Origin of the sequence: Acinetobacter sp. CIP 102136 (assembly GCF_000369685.1) — a bacterium.
GTDB classification, from domain to species: Bacteria; Pseudomonadota; Gammaproteobacteria; order Pseudomonadales; family Moraxellaceae; genus Acinetobacter; species Acinetobacter fasciculus.
On record NZ_KB850140.1, the window covers coordinates 192,286 to 212,062 of the forward strand.

At 46.0% G+C, this 19,777-nt stretch carries 17 protein-coding genes; 10 read left to right on the plus strand and 7 right to left on the minus strand.

What is annotated here, in order from left to right:
- Positions 1–239 precede the first annotated feature (239 nt).
- The 3 genes from F893_RS01115 (at position 240) to F893_RS01125 (ending at position 5,011) form a co-directional block, all read left to right on the plus strand.
- Positions 240–1,433: an MFS transporter gene (locus F893_RS01115; protein WP_004644878.1), complete on the plus strand. Its 1,194-nt coding sequence runs from the start codon at positions 240–242 to the stop codon at positions 1,431–1,433.
- 222 nt (positions 1,434–1,655) lie between these two features.
- On the plus strand, positions 1,656–4,064 hold the full coding sequence (locus F893_RS01120; RefSeq protein WP_005249634.1) for a YgiQ family radical SAM protein: 2,409 nt from the start codon (positions 1,656–1,658) through the stop codon (positions 4,062–4,064).
- A gap of 398 nt (positions 4,065–4,462) precedes the next feature.
- Positions 4,463–5,011 (plus strand): DUF2726 domain-containing protein, encoded by a 549-nt coding sequence (locus F893_RS01125; RefSeq protein ID WP_005249636.1) that lies wholly within the window; start codon positions 4,463–4,465, stop codon positions 5,009–5,011.
- 54 nt (positions 5,012–5,065) lie between these two features.
- On the opposite strand, the gene F893_RS01130 is transcribed toward F893_RS01125, so the two are convergent.
- Together F893_RS01130 and shiA are read right to left on the minus strand one after the other, a co-directional pair.
- Positions 5,066–5,422, minus strand: coding sequence for a RidA family protein (locus F893_RS01130; RefSeq protein WP_005101539.1), 357 nt, complete (start codon positions 5,420–5,422; stop codon positions 5,066–5,068).
- Positions 5,412–6,722, minus strand: a complete 1,311-nt coding sequence (gene shiA / locus F893_RS01135) for a shikimate transporter (protein WP_005249638.1) — start codon at positions 6,720–6,722, stop codon at positions 5,412–5,414. The genes F893_RS01130 and shiA overlap by 11 nt, the downstream gene beginning before the upstream one ends.
- 15 nt (positions 6,723–6,737) lie before the next feature.
- Here shiA and F893_RS18370 point away from each other — a divergent pair, with 15 nt between their 5' ends.
- On the plus strand, positions 6,738–6,866 hold the full coding sequence (locus F893_RS18370) for a hypothetical protein (protein ID WP_004644884.1): 129 nt from the start codon (positions 6,738–6,740) through the stop codon (positions 6,864–6,866).
- Positions 6,867–6,944: 78 nt separating this feature from the next.
- Here the strand turns inward: F893_RS18370 and dinB are convergent, their stop codons facing one another.
- From dinB to mdtD, 4 genes are all read right to left on the minus strand, one after another.
- Positions 6,945–8,000: a DNA polymerase IV gene (gene dinB / locus F893_RS01140; protein WP_005249643.1), complete on the minus strand. Its 1,056-nt coding sequence runs from the start codon at positions 7,998–8,000 to the stop codon at positions 6,945–6,947.
- 20 nt (positions 8,001–8,020) lie between these two features.
- Positions 8,021–9,037, minus strand: coding sequence for an MBL fold metallo-hydrolase (locus F893_RS01145; protein WP_005249644.1), 1,017 nt, complete (start codon positions 9,035–9,037; stop codon positions 8,021–8,023).
- 53 nt (positions 9,038–9,090) lie between these two features.
- Positions 9,091–9,870, minus strand: coding sequence for a glycoside hydrolase family 25 protein (locus F893_RS01150; protein ID WP_005249646.1), 780 nt, complete (start codon positions 9,868–9,870; stop codon positions 9,091–9,093).
- Between the two features lie 66 nt (positions 9,871–9,936).
- Positions 9,937–11,328 carry a multidrug transporter subunit MdtD gene (mdtD, locus tag F893_RS01155; protein ID WP_005249647.1) on the minus strand — a complete coding sequence of 464 codons (1,392 nt, stop codon included), beginning with the start codon at positions 11,326–11,328 and terminating at the stop codon, positions 9,937–9,939.
- A gap of 177 nt (positions 11,329–11,505) precedes the next feature.
- Here mdtD and F893_RS01160 point away from each other — a divergent pair, with 177 nt between their 5' ends.
- Together F893_RS01160 and F893_RS01165 are read left to right on the plus strand one after the other, a co-directional pair.
- On the plus strand, positions 11,506–13,323 hold the full coding sequence (locus F893_RS01160; protein ID WP_034435765.1) for a choice-of-anchor I family protein: 1,818 nt from the start codon (positions 11,506–11,508) through the stop codon (positions 13,321–13,323).
- Positions 13,324–13,476: 153 nt separating this feature from the next.
- Positions 13,477–14,451: a hypothetical protein gene (locus F893_RS01165; protein ID WP_005249649.1), complete on the plus strand. Its 975-nt coding sequence runs from the start codon at positions 13,477–13,479 to the stop codon at positions 14,449–14,451.
- A gap of 65 nt (positions 14,452–14,516) precedes the next feature.
- On the opposite strand, the gene F893_RS01170 is transcribed toward F893_RS01165, so the two are convergent.
- Positions 14,517–15,137 (minus strand): LOG family protein, encoded by a 621-nt coding sequence (locus F893_RS01170; protein WP_004281026.1) that lies wholly within the window; start codon positions 15,135–15,137, stop codon positions 14,517–14,519.
- Positions 15,138–15,469: 332 nt separating this feature from the next.
- On the opposite strand from F893_RS01170, the gene F893_RS01175 reads away from it, so the two are divergent.
- The 4 genes from F893_RS01175 to F893_RS01190 all read left to right on the plus strand — a co-directional run bounded on the left by F893_RS01175 (position 15,470) and on the right by F893_RS01190 (position 19,740).
- The gene (locus F893_RS01175) at positions 15,470–17,047 is read left to right on the plus strand and encodes a TerC family protein (RefSeq protein WP_005249650.1); all 1,578 of its coding nucleotides are present in this window, start codon (positions 15,470–15,472) and stop codon (positions 17,045–17,047) included.
- A 73-nt stretch (positions 17,048–17,120) separates the two neighbouring features.
- Positions 17,121–17,585 carry a YchJ family protein gene (locus F893_RS01180; RefSeq protein ID WP_004644892.1) on the plus strand — a complete coding sequence of 155 codons (465 nt, stop codon included), beginning with the start codon at positions 17,121–17,123 and terminating at the stop codon, positions 17,583–17,585.
- A 61-nt stretch (positions 17,586–17,646) separates the two neighbouring features.
- Positions 17,647–18,291 carry a trimeric intracellular cation channel family protein gene (locus F893_RS01185; protein ID WP_004644893.1) on the plus strand — a complete coding sequence of 215 codons (645 nt, stop codon included), beginning with the start codon at positions 17,647–17,649 and terminating at the stop codon, positions 18,289–18,291.
- Positions 18,292–18,420: 129 nt separating this feature from the next.
- On the plus strand, positions 18,421–19,740 hold the full coding sequence (locus F893_RS01190) for a niacin transporter NiaP (RefSeq protein ID WP_004644895.1): 1,320 nt from the start codon (positions 18,421–18,423) through the stop codon (positions 19,738–19,740).
- Positions 19,741–19,777: the final 37 nt, after the last annotated feature.

Sequence of the window (19,777 nt, forward strand, 5' to 3'; positions counted from 1 at the left end):
TGATCCCTTCCCGAACTCAGAAGTGAAACCTCTTAGCGCTGATGGTAGTGTGGGGTTACCCATGTGAGAGTAAGTCATCGCCAGCTCATTATTCCAAAATCCCCCTCCGCTAAGGCAGAGGGGGATTTTTTTGTGCGTGGAATTTTAGTCAAATAACAGTTGTTTATGTGCTATTTCGACTGAAACATCACATAAAAAAAAATTGAGAGGCGTATACTGAACCGGTCTATGGAGCGGATATGTCCTCAAATTCATCTTCAAGCCATATTGAATATGGCTCTTCTGCTTTTAAAGCAGTGCTTTTTTCCTTATTTCTTGCTGGCTTTGCCATTTTTTCATCACTGTATTGCGTACAGCCCATGATGCCGATTCTGGCTGATTATTTCCAGGTCAGCCCGACTCAAAGCAGTTTCCCTTTATCTTTTTCTACCATTGCCTTGGCAGTTGGTCTTATTTTTACTGGGCTGATCTCGGACCGATTTGGTCGTAAGCCGATTATGGTCTGGTCTCTATTTTCAGTCTCAGTATTATTACTATTAAGTGCAATATTGCCGATCTGGTCCGTGTTTCTGACCACACGAGTAATGATTGGATTGACAGTCAGTGGTGTCGCTGCGGTCGCGATGACTTATATCGGGGAAGAAATTGCAGAAAAAGATATCGGTTTTGCCATGGGCTTATATATTTCTGGCACAGCGATAGGTGGTATGGGAGGGCGTTTAATTGCCGGGGTGCTAGTCGATTTTATCTCTTGGCAATCTGCTACTTTGTTGATTGGTATTTTAAATCTCTGTATTGCAGGCTTATTTTATTACCTCTTACCCGCTTCGCAACATTTTAAAGCCTATCCAATCAAGCTGAATCGTTTTAAAAACTCATTTAGACAGAATCTAGCTGATCCAAAACTTCGGGTTTTATTCCTGCAAGGTTTTATCTTGATGGGCTGCTTTGTCTCGGTATTTAATTATCTGAGTTATCGCTTGATCCAAGCGCCATTTGAGCTATCTCATGTCTGGATTGGTGTGATTTCGATTACTTATTTGGCCGGCATTTATAGTTCCCCTCGAGCAGCACATTGGGGGCGGCATTACGGAAAATTTAGAATATTGGCAGCCATGATCCTGATGATGCTTGTGGGCTTGTCGCTGATGCTGATCAATCAGTTGGTTGTTGTTTTTACCGGATTGCTGATTTTTACTTTTTCTTTCTTCGCTGCCCATTCTACCGCCAGTAGCTGGGTGTCGATCCAGTCGTTACAGTATCGGGCAGTCGGTTCGTCGCTGTATTTATTTTGCTATTACTTGGGTTCAAGTGTGTTGGGGAGCTCAAGCGGATTGGTGTGGGAAAATTATGGCTGGATAGGATTAACTGTGTTTATTGCCGCGTTATTACTGACGGGTTTGTCATTCAGTTTAAAACTCCGTTCAAATTAGAGATTATTTCCAAGCTTTCCTCCTCATAAATAGAATCAATTTCTTTTTTGAAATATTTAAACTTTAGATTCAAGTGACAAATAGAGCGTGATTCAGTTAGTCTCTGATTTTGTATAAATTATAATCAAGCAAGCTAGGGCCGATTCATGGTAAAATAATCGGCTTTCATCTTTGATCTTATTTTTAGATCTCCTATCATCTGCCAGCCGAGAATTGCTAGCCATGTCTACTGCTTATACCATGCAGACTGCGCCAAAAGCGTTGTTTGATTACGACAAATATTGGGCGTCTTGTTTTGACCCTGCGCCATTTTTGCCGATGTCACGCGAGGAAATGGATCAACTCGGCTGGGACAGCTGTGATTTTATTTTAGTTTGTGGTGATGCTTATATCGATCATCCGTCTTTCTGTTCAGGCATTATTGGTCGTACGCTAGAAGCACAAGGCTTCCGTGTCGGCATTATTGCACAGCCAGACTGGACCAGCGTGGATGCGTTCCGCGTTTTGGGTAAACCGAATATTGCCTGGGGTGTAACAGCAGGGAATATGGATTCTATGATCAACCGTTATACGGCTGACCGTAAAATCCGTTCTGATGATGCCTATTCACCAGACAATCAGCCAAACAAACGTCCAGACCGTGCGGCAACCGTGTATTGTCAGCGTGTTCGTGAAGCTTATCCAGATGTACCGGTATTGCTCGGCGGTATTGAAGCATCGTTACGTCGTATTGCACACTATGATTACTGGTCAGACAAAGTCCGTCGTTCAGTCTTGATGGATTCAAAAGCCGATCTTTTGATGTACGGTAATGGCGAACGCTCAATCACTGAAATTATGCATCGTCTGGCACGTGGCGAGAAAATTCACGAGATTACTGATGTTCGCGGTACTGCGTTCATTGTGAATAAACACAACCGTGCCTCTAAAGCCAAATTTGTGGAAATCGCATCGAATGATGTGGATGCGATTGGCCGTGTCGATCCAATTATTAACCCTTATGTCATGACTGAAGATATCGACGGTTGTGAGATTGAACAAGGGAAAGATTCTAGCCAGTACCAAGGTTTTCAAAAAGAACATGTAGCCAATCCGATTGTGCGAGCAGGGGATGACTTAGATCCTGATACGCAAATTGTGCAACTGCAACCGGCCTCTAAAGCGATTAAACATAAGTTACCGCCGCGCGAATTGGCCGTAATCCGTTTGCCTGCTTTTGAAGAAGTTGCTGCTGATCCAGTGCTCTATGCACATGCCAACCGTATTCTGCATCTGGAAACCAATCCGGGGAATGCGCGTGCCATGGTGCAAAAGCATGGTGAACGTGATGTCTGGTTGAATGCACCGCCAATTCCGTTGACTACCGAAGAAATGGACTATGTGTTTGACCTGCCTTATGCACGTCTGCCGCATCCTGCTTATGGCAATGCACGTTTCCCGGCATTCGACATGATCAAGTTCTCTGTGAATATCATGCGTGGCTGTTTCGGTGGTTGTACCTTCTGTTCAATTACGGAACATGAAGGTCGTATTATTCAGAACCGTTCTGAAGAATCGATTCTGCGTGAAGTGGAAAAAATCCGTGATACCGCACCGGGCTTCACGGGTATTATCTCGGACTTGGGTGGCCCAACAGCCAACATGTACCGTTTGGCCTGTAAAGATCCTGAGATTGAAAAGAACTGTCGTAAACCGTCATGTGTATTCCCGGGCGTGTGCCAAAACCTGCATACCGACCATGCGCCATTGACGCAGTTATACCGTAAAGCGCGCTCTTTACCAGGCATTAAAAAGATTCTGATTGGTTCAGGCCTACGTTATGACCTGGCGGTTTTAAACCCTGAATATGTCAAAGAACTTGTAACCCATCATGTGGGTGGTTACTTAAAAATTGCGCCTGAACATACCGAAAAAGGCCCACTAAATAAAATGATGAAGCCGGGTATTGGGACTTATGACCGCTTCAAGCAAATGTTTGATCGTTACAGTAAAGAAGCGGGTAAGGAACAATACTTAATTCCTTACTTCATCGCGGCGCATCCGGGAACCACCGATTACGACATGATGAATCTGGCGATTTGGTTGAAGAAGAATGGTTTCCGTGCCGATCAGGTACAGACCTTCTATCCTTCACCGATGGCGACTGCAACCACCATGTACTACACCGGTAAAAACCCACTGGCGAAAGTGGCGCGTTATACTGAAAATGTCGACATTGTGAAAGGTGAGAAGCGTCGTCGTCTGCACAAAGCTTTCTTGCGTTACCATGATTCAAACAACTGGCCGTTATTGCGTGAAGCTCTGAAAGAAATGGGTCGTCAGGATTTGATTGGTAACTCGAAACAGCATTTGATTCCGACTTATCAGCCTGTAGGCAGTGCAGACGGTCAGTATCAATCGGCGCGTAAGAAGAACTCGACGGTTGCCGGTGATTCGCAAAAACGTACCGGTGAGCAAGGGAATCGTAGCAAGGCTGCACAAGCTCAGTCCCGTCCTTCAAATACCAAAAAACGTCCTGAACGTGGTCAAATTCTGACCCAGCACACAGGTTTGCCGCCGCGTGAAAGAGGCGATGCCAAAAAACCGTTTGGTGGGCCAAAGCCTAAAGCGAAGCCCAAATCACGTGCATAATTAAGTTAATAAAAAGACACTTCGGTGTCTTTTTTTAGCTCTTGGGTAAAGTAACGTAGCCTGAGCTTGTTCGTTGAAAGTGTAAAAGAATATATTATTTGCATTAAGTTCTTTAAAAAAGTGATATAAAAATAACACTTTGTCGGAATTGTCCTACAGTTGGGCAGATATGTATTGCGATCAATTCCATGGATGTTTTAGAGTGCATTATCAGTACTTTAAATCCACTTTCATTGGCATCTAGAGAGATGTCACTTTAGGTAACACAGAATCGAGTTTTGATACCAGTTGTATGGATATTTAAACAGATTGGTTGTTAGCTCTATTTAAAATAAAGCGTGGGTTTATACTGCACAACAATAAAACAAAAATGATTATAAGAATGCAAGGATTTAGGCATGACCACCTATATTATGATTGGGAGTTTCCTGCTCTTCTGTGTCGTGCTCATGGCATGGAAAAAGCTCGGAAATAATTCCAAACTACAAGACAGTGCGTTAAAGCAACGTGCTATTTTTAACCTGAATGAACAATTGACCTTCACTCGCCTGAGAGAAGTCTTACCTGAATACATTATTCTGGCACATGTTTCCTATGATGCCTTAATGACGACTAAATTTAACCGGACTCGACATAAGTACCGCAACCTGACTGCAGATTTTGTCATTCTGGATCAGCAGCACCAGATTCTAGCTGTGGTGGGAGTAGATGATCCCTTAATCTTAAAGCGTCCTCAGCAGACGGGTTTTCAGGATGCATTACTGACCATGGCCGGTTATCGGGTGATCCGTTACGATGATGTGCCGGAATATTATCAGTTGCGCCAGGACTTCCTGCAGGAGCAAGCGCAAATGCAGAAAATGCCCAAATATACAGTTAGCAATGATCTGAAAAAATATTATTTATATTCGGATTTAGAGCGCAGTAAAATCAAAGCTGTGGGCTAAAACAAAAAAGCATGCCAGAAGCATGCTTTTTTTATGAGTATTGATCTTGAAACATTATTCTGGTTTAACCGCCACGACAGTCAGTTCGACCAATACCCGTGGATCATAGAGTTTTGCTTCTACACAGGTACGAGGCAGCGCTTCGATATCAGCGACCCAGGCATCCCAGACTTCATTGAAGGCTGCATAATCTTTTTCAATGTCTTTCAAATAGATGGTTACCGACATGATGTGACTTTTGTCTGTGCCGGCATCTGCCAGAAACTGGTCAATAATATCTAAAGTCTGTTGGGTTTGCCCTTTAATATCCAGTTCAACATCTGTGGCCAGCTGGCCGGCAAGATGCACCAGATTACCGGCAATAGCAATTTCCGAAAAGCGTTTCGATACGTGTAAACGTTCAACTGTCATGTTGTTCATCCTGAGTTTTGGGCATCAGGGCTGCGACCAGTGCAGTCAGCAGACAACCCACCGCCAGATAGATGGCTACATAATGCCATGAACCATCCGCCCAAATCACCAGTGCCGCTGCAATAAATGGGGTAAAACCACCCCCAATGATGCTCGCCACCTGATAGCCAACTCCGGCACCGCTGTAGCGGTATTCTGTGCCAAACAGGGAGGTGAAAATCGGTTGATGGACACTGACCACCATATCGTGTGCGACGTTCGCCAGTAAAATTGCCCCGACAATGATCATCCAGGTGTTTTGTGCATCGAGCGCCATAAAAAATGGAAAGGCTGAAAGCGCACCAATCAAACCGCCCCAGACACACATTTTCTGATGATTGAATTTATCCGCCAGCCAAGCAAAAAATGGAATACTGAAACAGCTAATTACCCCGACCATCAGCGTGATATTCAGGAAGAACTGTTTGTCCATGCCTAGGTTGCTGGTGGAATAGTTCAGGGCAAAGTTGGTGACCAGATACATGGTCAGCAATTCAGTCAGACGTAAGGCAATGATATAGAAGAAAGCTTTTGGATGTTTGCTGATGGCTTGCAAGATTGGCAGCTTTTCTGGATGATGGTCTGCTTTGACCACCTTTTCTACAAATTCCTGAGATTCATCCTGATCACGGCGAATCCACATCGCCACAGCTAACAGTACGATGCTGGCCAGAAAGGGAATACGCCATGCCCACTCGGCAAAGGCTTCTTCACCCAGTGTCGCAATAATAATCGACACTGCACCGGTGGCCAATACCAAGCCAACACCATAGCCGACCTGAACGCCACTGCTATAAAAGGCTTTTTTACCCTTGGGTGCATTTTCAACTGCCATCAGAGCTGCGCCGCCCCATTCACCACCGACAGCAAAGCCTTGCAAGGCTCGACAAAACACCAACAGCACCGGAGCCCACCAGCCAATTGCCTCGAAATTTGGCAGTAGACCAATCCCGACCGTGGAAATTCCCATCAGGATTACCGTGAGTACCAGCATTTTTTTGCGGCCGAGCTTGTCACCAAAGTGACCAAATACCACACCGCCTAAAGGACGAAACAGGAAGCCGACCCCAAAGGTGGCTAGTGCCGCAAGGGTACCCATGTTCTCGCCAATACTGGGGAAAAACTGATCTTTAAAAATTAAGGCTGCAACAATGCCATAAAGGAGAAAATCATACCAATCGACAACAGCACCAACAAAACTAGACAGCGCAGCTTTACGTGCGCGTTGTTCTTGAACAACAGAAGAATTTACAGAAGACATGCAGGAGGGGATTCCATGAGTTACATCAGAGTTGCCCTGCAATATTCGGATTTGATCGTCACGCTAATCACAGGACATCATGCTGAAAGTAAAGGTGATTTTCAGCATCTCGGCACATACATGGATAATGCATTGCGCAGATAGAGTACTCTAAAAAATCAAAATGTAAAAACAAAGTTGCCGTATTTTTAAACTGATGCCTAAAACATGATCAAAAAAGGTTTAGAGTAGCAATAACTGGGTTTCAGTTTCGGGGACGCTGAGCTGATACACGCCGACGCCGATCAGCCGGAATTGCATCTGCGGGGCAATATGCAAGTCGTCGAGCAGTAAGTCCAAGGCTTGGGCTAATTCCTGTGGACTACGCAGCACCTGTTTAAAACTTTTACTGTGTTGCATCACTTGAAAATTCTTGAGTTTTAATTTGACCGTAACGCCGCGAGCCGAAAGCTGTTTCTTTTGTAGGCTTTGCCATACTTGTCCAAGTAAAGGTTCCCAATAGGGGCGACATTGGTTTAGATGCAGGTCATCATCAAAAGTGGTTTCTTTGGAAATTTGCTGGCGTTCCCGTTCTACTTCGACCGGTCGTTCATCAATGCCTTGAGCGTACAAAAACAGCCGCCGGCCATATTTGCCAAAATGCTGAATCAGTAAGGCTTCATCAATTTGCTGTAAATCGCCTAAAGTTTCTAGATTCAGGCTTTTTAGTTTTTCCTGGGTGACTTTACCCACACCGGGAATTTTTTTCAGGGGCAGATTCTGGATAAATCCCTGAACTTGTGATGGCTTAATCACACAGATGCCATTCGGTTTGTGCCAGTCCGAAGCAATTTTAGCGAGAAACTTGTTGGGGGCTACTCCAGCAGAAGCGGTTAATCCGGTGGCTTGAAAAATATCCTCGCGAATCCGTATGGCGACTTCGGTGGCACTGGGAATCTGCTGTAAATTCTCCGTGACATCCAGAAAGGCTTCATCCAGAGACAGTGGCTCGATCAGGGAAGTATATTGCTGGAAGATCTGATGAATCTGGGCCGATACCTGCCGGTATTTGGCAAAATCCGGCTCAATCACGATGACCTGAGGACACAGTTTGCGCGCCTGCCCCATGGACATGGCAGAACGCAGGCCATAAACCCGGGCCGGATAGGAGGCAGCCGCGACCACCGCCCGAGGATGATGCGAGGCTATCACCACAGGTGAGTCTTTCAGTTCTGGACGTTCACGCAGCTCTACCGAGGCATAAAACGCATCCATATCGATATGAATAATTTTGCGCATGTCCGCTATCTTAAGGGGCTTTAATCGGATTGGGAAGCGACGGCTGCGTTGAGTAAATAGGGCTGCGGTTCGCTGAGCAGAATGACTTTGGTCCCTTGTGTCTCGGCAGTCTGAATCAGAAGTTGCAAACTTTTTGGGGTGTCATCGGCCAGACGGGGTAAAAATTGCAGTGGCTGCTTTAAAGGCTGAAAAAAATCATCCCAATGCACTGGAATCACCACTTTGGGCTTGAGCAGGTTCAGGGTTTCAGCCAGATATTGTTGCTGATAGTCACTGGATTGTCTGGAGAGCTGAGCAATGCCTAAAAACAGGGTATCGACTTTCAGATGCTGCAATTGCTTTGGAATAAATCCGGTACTGGCCTTGACCAGAATTTTATGTCCTGCATGTTCAATCAGGTAATCGAAACTGCCACCTTCCTTAAATTCGGAAAATTTAGCCGGAAGAGTTAAAGGCTGCAGCAGCTCTTCGCCTAAATCATTATTTATCGCTGTGGGCGGGGTATGTTGTGAGGGAATTGCCGTGATCTGGAAATGTCCCCATTGCTGTACTTGCCCAGGCTTAATCGGCTGTAATTGCTGTGGAGTAACTTTGGGATTTGCCCGGGCGATATTCAGGGTGCTCGGCGAACCGACGATAACGGTTTCGGGAAGCATCTCCAGTAAGGCCGGGACATCCAGAACATGATCATAATGCGAGTGACTGACCAGAATGGCTTTGGTCCGGCTCAATTCATGGCGTTGTACCAGTTGTTCAAGGAGTAGCTTGTCACTTTGAATAGGTCGAGTAATTACTTGCCACAAAGATGGCCGGCTAAAGAAACCATCAATCAGGATCTGATCGTGGCCATCATCGAGTAACAGGGTGGACACACCAAAAAAATTGACTGTAAGCCCGTGAACGGATATACCGGTTTGCGGCTGCCACGCTTTAAAGTCACTAACCTTGCCCGAAGCTTGCAACAGATAAGCCAGCATACCCGCGATGAGTAGGAGTAGAATCACCAGACCGAGTAAAATGCCTTTTATCCATTTCAATCTTTTTATTTCCTTGTTGTTTTTATAAAGAACTTGTTTTCAGGCGATCAGCTTTATTTCACTTTATTCTCAGATGAAGGTACTACAATCGCATTCTTTTTGAGAAAATCCAGCCATTGCTGTTCTGAGCCATAAAAAACATTCAGGTCTACCGGTGTGGTAATACCGGGAATTTTCCCCTGACTGGTATGTTGCCAAAACGTCCAGTTAGGCTGATCTTTTAAATCAGGCAGACCTTTGTATTCACGTACCCAGAGTGGTACGTTAGGAAAGTGTCCTGCCAGTACAATATTATAAAAAGCTTTAGAAATATAGAAAATCGGCTGCTTGCCATAATGCTTTTTCAGGGCATCGTGCATCACCTGAATTTCGTTTAAAAGCTGCTCTTTAGAATAGGTATTGATGCATTTGCTGTCATATTCCAGATCAATTACTGGCGGTAAGGCATCCGGTTTATTGGGTACGGAGTCAATAAAATTCTGGGCTTGAATGCTGCCATCGCGGCAGAGCCGGTAAAAATGATAGGCACCGACCAAAAAGCCGCGTTCACGTGCTTTCAACCAATTTTCCTGAAAACGGGTATCTTTAAAGTCGCCGCCTTCAGTGGCTTTCAGATAAACAAAACGGTATTTTTCAGGCGAAATCTGCTGCCACTGAATCTCTTTTTGATGATGCGATACATCAAAACCCTGAATAGGATAATCGGCTGCATGGGCAGACGGTGCTTTCATCAGGCAGAGATAGACCATGGCGATCGTGATCACAGTGATCAGTATGCCCAGCCCAATCAAGAGCGATTTATGAACTCTGTTCGGAGCCTGATTTTTTTGCATTTTCAGTCCTTGCCTATATGTGATTTAGCCTAAAACTTACAATCAGCCCAAAGTGAATATAGCGCATCAAACCGGGGTATTTTTAGGAATATGCCAAAAAATATAGGCCGCAATAATATTGATGCAGCCTAAACAGATCAGTGATACATGAAAAGCAGCCACCAGATTGTCAGCGCCGTAATAGGCACTCAGCATGTTCACCAGTGTTCCTGCCAGTGCCACCCCGATACTCATTGACAGCATCATGATCATCGACAGGAAACTGTTGCCGCTACTGGCATCCTGCTGGCTTAAGTCCTTTAAGGTCAGGGTATTCATCGACACGAATTGCAGTGAATTTAAAATGCCGAAGATAAAGAAATGAATCGCACGGAGCCAGATTGGGGTTTCCGCCGTGGTCAGGGCAAAACTGGCAATACATAGACCTACCAGTAAGGTATTGACCAGCAAGACCCGACGGTAGCCAAAACGCTGAATGATGTTGCGGATAATCGGTTTGGAAGCCAGCGAACCAAGCACAGTCGGAATCATCAATAAACCGGTAATAAAAGGTTCGAAACCGAAAGCCACCTGCAACATCAGCGGCAGTAAAAACGGAATCGAGTTACCGCCGAGACGGGCAAAGAAATTACCCAAAATACCAATCGCATAAATTTTATTTTTAAACAGCCGGCTGCGAAACAGGGCATTGCTATGCGTATGCGAATGATAGGCATAAACCAGGGTGGCCAATAAACCGGCTAGAATCAGGCTCAGGCTCCACCACAGCGAGTTTTGTGGACTGGCAAAATTTTCAATTCCCAGACAGAGGCCCACCATGGCCACGACCAGCAAGATAAAGCCCCAATAATCAAAGCGAGCGACTGTAGGTTCAAGTACATTCGGCATGGCCTTAAAGGTAATCAGTGCGCCCAGCAAGCCAATCGGCAAATTGATCAGGAAAATCCAATGCCAGGACAGATATTCGACCATCCAGCCACCTAGGGTCGGCCCAATTAAAGGACCAATCAGGCCGGCCAGACTCATCAGGCTCATAGCGGCCAGAAACTGGGTACGGGGAATGATCTTTAGCATGGCCAGCCGGCCTACCGGCAGCAATAATGCACCACCTATCCCTTGAAAGATCCGGTACACCAATAATTCATTCAGGCTACTTGACCAGGCACAGCCCAAAGAGGCCAAAGAGAAAATAATAATTGCAGCAAAATAGGTATTTCTGACCCCGAACCGGTCTGCCAGCCAGCCACTTAAGGGAATGCAGGCCGCCACAGACAGCACATAAGCCACAACCACACTATGCATGCGTAGCGGATCTTCCTGCAAATTTTGGGCAATTGCAGGTAGGGCGGTATTAATAATGGTGGTATCCAGCCCCTGCATGAAAAAGCCAATCGAGACCAACAAGACCAGCAGTCTGAACTCGGGATCTAAGGCTTGATGCGTAGGCGTGGCATTCATAATTCTGGAAAACTGAAAATTTTGAATAGTTTAAAGGAATCAGTCGAGTCTGTCGTATATAAAGCGTGTCAACTTTTATAGCAGTGTTGTGTCAAGTAACTGCAACCGATCTGTCATGGCACTGCAATGCTCTGGTTATAAATTGGTCACGAATTCTTCATGATAGATCAACAAAAAATGAAATTAAAATTAAAGTCATTGATAGTGGCCATGCTGGCTGTGGGGATGGTGGCATGTGGAAGTGAGAATGAAAATGAAACACCGGTTCCAATCGTCGAGGCTACACCGAACTCGATCGAGTTAAGCAAATTAGCTGCTTATGAATCGGGTATGTTTGCGCAAAGTGCAGCAGAAATTCCGGCCTTTGATGCCGAGAGTCAACGCCTATTCGTGGTCAATGCCAAAGAAGGCGTATTGGATGTACTGGATTTAAGTCGACCTGATCAGCCGAAAAAAATAACATCTATCACGGTCGATGACATTGCGCCAGAGGCTGAGGTCAACAGTGTCGCGGTACATAATGGCATTGTCGCCATTACGATTCAGGCTGCTGTGAAAACCGATCCTGGCTATGTGGCCTTATATCAGGCCAAAGACCTGAGCAAGCTGGCCCACGCACAGGTGGGCGCCTTGCCGGACATGCTGACTTTCACACCAGATGGTCAAAGCTTGTTGGTGGCCAATGAAGGCGAGCCTTCTGATGATTATCAGGTTGACCCTGAAGGTTCAGTGTCTGTCATTAGTCTGGCCAATTTAAAAGCCCCGATCGTTCGTACAGCAGACTTTAAGGCCTTGAATGGACGGGAAGCAGCATTGCGTGAACAGGGCATCCGCATTTTCGGACCAAAGGCCAGCGCAGCTCAGGATTTTGAACCTGAGTACATTACTGTTTCAAAAGATGGAAAAACCGCCTGGGTTGCCTTACAAGAAAACAATGCCTTGGCCAAAATTGATGTGGCTTCTGCCAAGGTACTCGCTGTTTATCCATTTGGCTTCAAAGATCATGGCATGAAGGGTCATGGCATGGATGTCAGCGATGCGGATGGTGTCGACGGTAAAGGCAAAATCAATATTCAAACTTGGGCCAATGTACGTGGCTTATATATGCCAGATGCGATTGCAAGTTTCGAGGTCGCGGGCAAAACCTATATTGTGTCTGCCAATGAAGGCGATGCCCGTGCCTGGGGTGAAAACAATCCTGCATATTTCAATAACGATACCAGCCAGGGCTTTGTAGAAGAATGGCGGGTGAAACACTTGGTCCATGCCAAAGGTTTTGACCGCCGTTTGGGTGATGATTTACCAGCCCATCTTCGGGTATTGGCCAAAGGTGCAGAACTCAATCCGGCTAACTTTGCCTACTGCGGTGCTATTGCAGGGGATGCCAAAGACTGCCGTGAAGATCATCTGCTTGGTCGGTTAAATATTAGTTGGACCGAAGGCTATCAAAAAAATGCCGATGGTACAGCCAAACTGAATGAACGGGACAATCTGGTCTATGATCATTTATATAGCTTTGGTACCCGCTCGGTCAGTATCTGGGTGGAAAATGATCAGCAGACCGGTTTGGATTTGGTATGGGATTCGGGCGATCAATTTGAGCAGTATATTGCCAAACATCATCCTGAAATTTTCAACTTTAATCATGAAGAAGCCGGACTGGATAATCGCAGTGACAATAAAGGGCCGGAACCTGAAGGGGTGACCTTGGGGCAGATTGGCCAAAAAACCTTTGCCTTTATTGGGCTGGAGCGTGTCGGTGGCATCATGGTCTATGATGTGTCTACACCTGCATCACCAGTCTTCGTGCAATATATTAATTCACGTGATTTTAAAGCGACTACAGCGCAGATTGAAATGGGACAAGCCGGTGATTTAGGACCGGAAGGTTTGGTATTTATCCCCGCCAAAGACTCCCCGAATAAGAAACCCCTCCTGGTGGTCGGCCATGAAGTCAGTGGCAGTACCACGATTTATCAAGTAAATCTCAAGTAGTCAAAAGCTTTTAAATTCAGGGCACTTCGGTGCTCTTTTTTGTAAGGTGACCATATATATGACAGTCTTGTCATTAAAATGAAATAAAACCGTCATAATCTTGGGCCAACTTTTCAGCACTGCTGAAATCTCCTCGCGTATAGGTTTGTTTTTATGACAATCGAGATTTTGATGGTGATCGGCTTCTGTTTGGCCGCTTACTCTATTGTCGGAAATGATGTACCTCAAACCTTAGGGACATTTATTTCTTCGAATTCACATCGCCCATGGTGGGTATTGTGGATTTATATCAGCTCAATTTTAATTGTCGTATTGGTCTATGGTTGGTATGCATCTGGGGTGGGTGATGCCTCATACGGTCGTTTAGAAACGATTCCTTTCCCTGAAGGTGGCATTACCTGGCTGTACATTGTGCCGCCAATTCTGCTATTGATGCTGACCAAATACGGGATTCCAGTCAGTACCACTTTCCTGGTGCTTACGATTTTCTCTCCCGCCAGCTTAGGCTCGATGATGGTCAAATCGATGATGGGCTATGCGGTGGCCTTTGTGGTGGCGATTGTCATCTATCGTTTTGTGGTCAAGCAGCTGGCACGCCATTTTGCCAAGACACGTCATCAGGAACACTCCAAGGTCTGGATGGGCTTGCAGTGGGTATCTACCGGTTTCCTGTGGAGCCAATGGCTGATTCAGGATCTGGCCAACATCTTCGTGTATGTGCCGCGTCAGGTACCGTTTGAATTCCTGATGTTTGCGATTACGGTATTCGTAGTGTTGCTGGGCGTGATTCTGTATCAACGTGGTGGGGCCATCCAGAAAATTGTCGATACCAAAACCGGTGTGACCGACATTCGTGCTGCGACGATTATCGACTTCCTGTATGCCATTATCCTGTTGATCTTCAAAGAGTGGAGCAATATTCCAATGAGTACCACTTGGGTATTCCTGGGATTACTTGCAGGTCGTGAATTTGCCATGTCGATGATTCTGGATGAAGTCAATAAACATCGTACGTCACGCAATGTCAGTGCAGATGCCATGAAACTGATGTTCGGTCTGGCTATGTCGGTCATTCTGGCAACGACTTTGCCGATGTTTTATGAGTTTGTGACGAATTATGGTCAATAAGACCTGATATTAAAAATCCAATAAAAAAGCGAGCCAGGTGCTCGCTTTTTTATTGCTTGAGAAGCTTAGACTACAAATCTTTGCGGATGGCCTAAATTGGTTAAAGTCGTATAAATTTCTTCTTCGTGTTCACAAATGATCAGTTTGGCACGATGCTGTGGCGGTAAAAAACCATCTTCAACGGCGCGGTCCAGCTGCGCAATCAAGGCATCATAGAAGCCATTCACGTTATAGAGCATCATCGGTTTTTGGTGCTGGTTTAGCTGACCCCAAGTGGCAATTTCCAGAATTTCCTCAAACGTGCCCAGTCCACCCGGTAATGCCACAAAGGCACAGGCCCGCTCGGCCATCATAGCCTTGCGTTGATGCATGCTGGTCACCACATGTAATTCGGTGAGCTGGTTATGGGCAATTTCATAATCCAGCATAAATTCAGGAATCACCCCTACAGCTTCACCGCCATGCTGGATCATGGCATCCGCGACCTGTCCCATCAAGCCAATACTGGCGCCACCGTAAACCAGCCCGAAACCATGTTCTGCCAGTCCTTGCGAGAGATGAATGGCTTTTTCTAAATAAACTGGTTTGTTGCCTGCACGTGAACCACAATAGAGAGCCACTAGAGGGCGTGTTGTTTTTGGGGAGTTTTCTTTAAAATAATCTGTCATTTGAATTACGCTTTGCATTTATTTTCTTCACCTTATCATTTTTCTTTCTTGTGACTATAGCTTAATTAACAAATATGACAATTCTGTGAGCAGGGACATTTTCACTGCAATAGGGCTCAGCAAAATTCATCGATAAACAGCTATGAAAACAGGTGAATTTCAAATTGATCTTGATATACTGAAAATTGGTTTCACAACAATAGAACGACGATGGGTAGTGGTAGTTGGCCGTTTAACTTTATAAATCTACGCCAAATAATTGATCTTATTCAATATAAAAAATTCTGTTTTACTGTGTCACAGCGTCAGGTGATTCCATGCTGCAGTCCTGAGCTTCAGGAGCCAAGCGTATGATCTTTGAATGGATGTCAGACCCTTCAGCCTGGGTCGGTTTACTCACGTTGATTGTTCTTGAGATTGTACTCGGGATCGACAATCTGGTTTTCATTGCTATTTTGGCGGAGAAACTGCCACCAGAACAACGTAATACGGCGCGGATTGTCGGCTTGATGCTGGCCCTGCTGATGCGTTTGATCTTACTAGCCTCGATTGCCTGGGTAGTGACCCTCACTGATCCACTATTCCACATCTTTGATCATGCTTTCTCGGGCCGCGATCTGATTCTATTGTTTGGTGGGGTGTTCCTGCTGTTTAAAGGCACCATGGAACTGCATGAGCGTCTGGAAGCCAAACCCGTCATCAAAGAAGAAAATCCGGTCCATGCGGTATTCTGGATGGTGATTGTCCAGATCGTAGTGCTGGACGCCGTATTCTCATTAGACAGCGTGATTACTGCGGTTGGTATGGTCAAAGACCTGTCAGTGATGATGATTGCCGTGATTATTGCCATCGGGATTATGCTCTGGGCATCCAAAGCTCTGATGGATTTCGTCAACAGACATCCGACCGTGGTGATTCTGTGTCTGGGCTTCCTGATGATGATCGGCTTCTCGCTGGTGGTCGAAGGCTTCGGTTTCCATATTCCGAAAGGTTACCTGTATGCTGCAATTGGCTTCTCGGTGATTGTCGAATTTATTAACCAGACCATGAAACGCAATCAGGAAAAAATGGTGACCACCACCGACATGCGCTACCGTACTGCTTCAGCAGTGATGCGCATGCTCGGCGGCAAACCTGCTCAGGACAATGATTCTTCTGAGCCGGAAGATGTTCTGGCGACACGTGCCTTTGCTGATGAAGTCTTTAATGATGAAAACGGTATTTATCACAGTGTCATGGTGCAGGGGGTACTGGGTCTGTCGGAACGTCCGGTCAAGTCGGTGATGACGCCACGTCCTGAACTAGAATGGATTGATCTGGACAATGAGCCCGACACTATCAAAGAACAGTTATTGCAAATGAGCCATTCACGTCTGATCGTGGCGCGTAGTGAACTCGATAATATTGCCGGGGTGGTACTGACTCATAAAGTCCTGAACGAATACATTGAAACCGGGGTGCTGGATTTTGAAAAGCACTTACGTGAACCGGTGATCGTGCATGAAAATGCCCAGGTCCTGATGGTGATGGAGCAATTGCGTCAGGCTCCATTGCAAATGGCGATTGTCCTGAATGAATATGGTTCGATTGAAGGGATTGTCACGCCAATTGATATCCTTGAAGCAATTGCCGGTGAATTTCCGGATGAAGATGAGCTGCAAGCTGCTGCAGAAAGTCTGGAAGATGGCAGCCTGATTCTGGATGGTTCCACCGACATCCGTCATGTTTCCTTATTGCTTGATCGTGATCTGGTCAATGAAACTGAAGAATATTCTACCCTGTCCGGCTATGTGCTATTCCATATGGCACGTTTACCGCATAGTGGTGAAAAATTTGAAGCAGATGGACATATCTTTGAAGTGGTTACCATGGACGGCCATAAGATCGATAAAGTGCATATCATTCCGCAGCTTCCTGCACAGGACTAGACTCTAGCCAATATTTGGCCTGTAAAGTTTGCTAAAATAGCCCGCATTGTCGGGCTATTTTTATGGAACTGAAATGTCAGAAGCATGTCCATGTGGACAAGGCGAATATCACAGCTGTTGTCAGCCCTTACATGCAGGACAACGGGTCGCAGAGACTGCGCAGCAACTCATGCGTTCCCGTTATAGTGCCTTCGCGAAGCATGAAATCGATTACATCAAAACCACGACTGCGCTGGGTCAGCAACAGGCGCTGGACCTGCAAGCGATTAGTGATTGGAGTAAAGCCAATCAGTGGTTAAAGCTTGAGATAGTTCAAGCCGATGAAAAATTAGATAAAAATCATGCATTGGTTGAGTTCAAGGCTCATTATCATGATGGTAAGCAGGCACAGATACATCATGAAGTTTCACATTTTGTGAAGCTGGAAGGTCGCTGGTATTTCCTGGATCCGACCACGGATCAGACCCTCGGCATGAAACAGCCCTGTATTTGTGGTTCAGGTAAAAAATTTAAGCAATGTTGTGCCGGATTCTTATAACTTTCACACAGATTTAGCTTAGAATAGCCGCCATCTCAAAGCCTCAGGTGGAAGCAGGGCGATGTTACTGACCGTCATCTATATTATTGCAATTACCGCTGAAGCCATGACCGGGGCACTGTCCGCTGGCCGGCGCAGCATGGACTGGTTTGGCGTGATGATTATTGCCTGTGTTACTGCACTGGGTGGCGGTTCGGTCCGCGATGTTCTGCTCGGACATTATCCCTTGACCTGGGTCAAACATCCCGAATATCTGGTGCTGACCTGTTGCGCAGCCTTCGTGACGATCCTGATTGCCAAATGGATGCGACAGTTACGTAATGTCTTCCTGGTACTGGATGCCTTGGGGCTCATTGGCTTTACCATTATTGGCTGCCAGATTGCCCTGGAAATGGGACATGGTTTTGTGGTCAGCGCCGTCGCGGGTGTTTTGACCGGAGTGTCTGGCGGGATTTTGCGTGACATTTTATGTAATGACGTGCCGCTGGTGTTCCGCCGTGAACTGTATGCCAGTATTGCCTTTGTTTCAGTGATCTTTTACTGGCTCTGTAGCCACTACGGCTTGTCGCAGGATCTGACCATTTTGTCTACCCTGATTTTTGGTTTTAGCTTACGTCTGATCGCCATCTATTTTGGTCTGGAAATGCCAAAATTCATTTATAAAGATGATGATGAGCACTCGGCATCTTCCAAAGACGAATCTTAATTTTTAAATGTATAAAGTGCGGCAATAAAAATAGCCGCATTCAGCTCAATTCGTAGTATAAAAAATATAAAGCAGCCCACCTGTTGAGAAAGCAGCATCTCCCGTTCCACCTGATCAGAGATTTTTGTTATGGATTTAGTTTCTCGCATACAACGCTTACCGATTGGTAGGTTTCACTACACCTTGCTGGTGGTGATTGGACTGGGCTGGATGTTTGATGCGATGGATACCGGATTGATTTCCTTTATCCTGGCAAAAATGGCTGAAGACTGGCAGATGACTGCCGATCAAAAAAGCTGGGTGGTGTCGATCGGTTTTGTCGGCATGGCGATCGGGGCGATTTGTTCAGGTGGCCTGGCAGACCGTTTTGGCCGTAAAACAGTCTTTGCTGCGACCCTGGTCATTTATAGCCTGGCCACTGCAGCTTGTGCTTTTGCACCGGATCTGACCTGGCTGCTGGTATTCCGTTTTATCGTCGGTTTGGGCTTGGGTGGTCAGCTACCCGTGGCCGTAACGCTGGTCAGTGAATATATTCCTGCGCATGTACGTGGCCGTTTTATTGTCTTGCTGGAAAGTTTTTGGGGGCTGGGCTGGCTGGTCGCGGCGCTAGTATCGCGCTTTATCATTCCAGATTTTGGCTGGCAAACCGCTTTCATGATTGGTGGCCTGCCTGCGCTGTATGCCATCGTGATCTGGAAAATGGTGCCGGAATCTATTCCTTTCCTGATTAACCGTGGCCGTATAGAGGAAGCTTCGGCACTGGTGAAAAAGATTGAGCGTCAATGTGGCGTTCAAGTCTATGAAATTTTTGAAGTGAAACCGGTCGCAGAGAAGCAGAATATTTCATTTTCCCAGTTATGGTCGGGTATCTTTGCGCGCCGTACGCTTATGCTCTGGCTGATCTGGTTCGGTATTATCTTTTCCTATTATGGCATCTTTACCTGGTTGCCAAGTTTACTGGTCAAAGAAGGCTATAGCATTGTCCAGTCTTTTGAATATGTGCTGATTATGATTCTGGCGCAGTTGCCCGGTTATCTGGTGGCGGCATGGCTGGTCGAAAAACTCGGTCGTAAGCCGACTTTGGCCGGCTTTATTGGCATGTGCGCGATTTCTGCCTATTTCTTTGGTCAGTCGGGTAGTGTTACTGAAATCGTGATTTGGGGCTGTCTGATGTCCTTCTTTAATCTGGGTGCCTGGGGCGTACTCTATACTTATACGCCGGAACAATATCCGACCAATATCCGTGCCTTTGGTTCAGGCTGGGCCGGGGCTGTTGGCCGGATTGGCGGTATCGCGGCACCTTTTGCTGTAACCCATCTGATGGGTATGCCGAATGGCTTTAGCTATGTCTTTACCATGTTTACGGCAGTTCTGGTCGCTGTCGCGATTGTGATTCTGGTCTTGGGTGAAGAAACCAAAGGCAAGACCCTCGAATCGATGGGCTTATAAAGGGAATGATTTTTTAGTTGCTTAGGGCCTATAAAGT

Coding starts and splice junctions, on each gene's coding strand:
- F893_RS01115 (WP_004644878.1), top strand. CDS start 240: ATGTCCTCAAATTCATCTTCAAGCCATATTGAATATGGCTCTTCTGCT.
- F893_RS01120 (WP_005249634.1), top strand. CDS start 1,656: ATGTCTACTGCTTATACCATGCAGACTGCGCCAAAAGCGTTGTTTGAT.
- F893_RS01125 (WP_005249636.1), top strand. CDS start 4,463: ATGACCACCTATATTATGATTGGGAGTTTCCTGCTCTTCTGTGTCGTG.
- F893_RS01130 (WP_005101539.1), bottom strand. CDS start 5,422: ATGACAGTTGAACGTTTACACGTATCGAAACGCTTTTCGGAAATTGCT.
- shiA (WP_005249638.1), bottom strand. CDS start 6,722: ATGTCTTCTGTAAATTCTTCTGTTGTTCAAGAACAACGCGCACGTAAA.
- F893_RS18370 (WP_004644884.1), top strand. CDS start 6,738: ATGAGTTACATCAGAGTTGCCCTGCAATATTCGGATTTGATCGTCACG.
- dinB (WP_005249643.1), bottom strand. CDS start 8,000: ATGCGCAAAATTATTCATATCGATATGGATGCGTTTTATGCCTCGGTA.
- F893_RS01150 (WP_005249646.1), bottom strand. CDS start 9,870: ATGCAAAAAAATCAGGCTCCGAACAGAGTTCATAAATCGCTCTTGATT.
- mdtD (WP_005249647.1), bottom strand. CDS start 11,328: ATGAATGCCACGCCTACGCATCAAGCCTTAGATCCCGAGTTCAGACTG.
- F893_RS01160 (WP_034435765.1), top strand. CDS start 11,506: ATGAAATTAAAATTAAAGTCATTGATAGTGGCCATGCTGGCTGTGGGG.
- F893_RS01165 (WP_005249649.1), top strand. CDS start 13,477: ATGACAATCGAGATTTTGATGGTGATCGGCTTCTGTTTGGCCGCTTAC.
- F893_RS01170 (WP_004281026.1), bottom strand. CDS start 15,137: ATGCAAAGCGTAATTCAAATGACAGATTATTTTAAAGAAAACTCCCCA.
- F893_RS01175 (WP_005249650.1), top strand. CDS start 15,470: ATGATCTTTGAATGGATGTCAGACCCTTCAGCCTGGGTCGGTTTACTC.
- F893_RS01180 (WP_004644892.1), top strand. CDS start 17,121: ATGTCAGAAGCATGTCCATGTGGACAAGGCGAATATCACAGCTGTTGT.
- F893_RS01185 (WP_004644893.1), top strand. CDS start 17,647: ATGTTACTGACCGTCATCTATATTATTGCAATTACCGCTGAAGCCATG.
- F893_RS01190 (WP_004644895.1), top strand. CDS start 18,421: ATGGATTTAGTTTCTCGCATACAACGCTTACCGATTGGTAGGTTTCAC.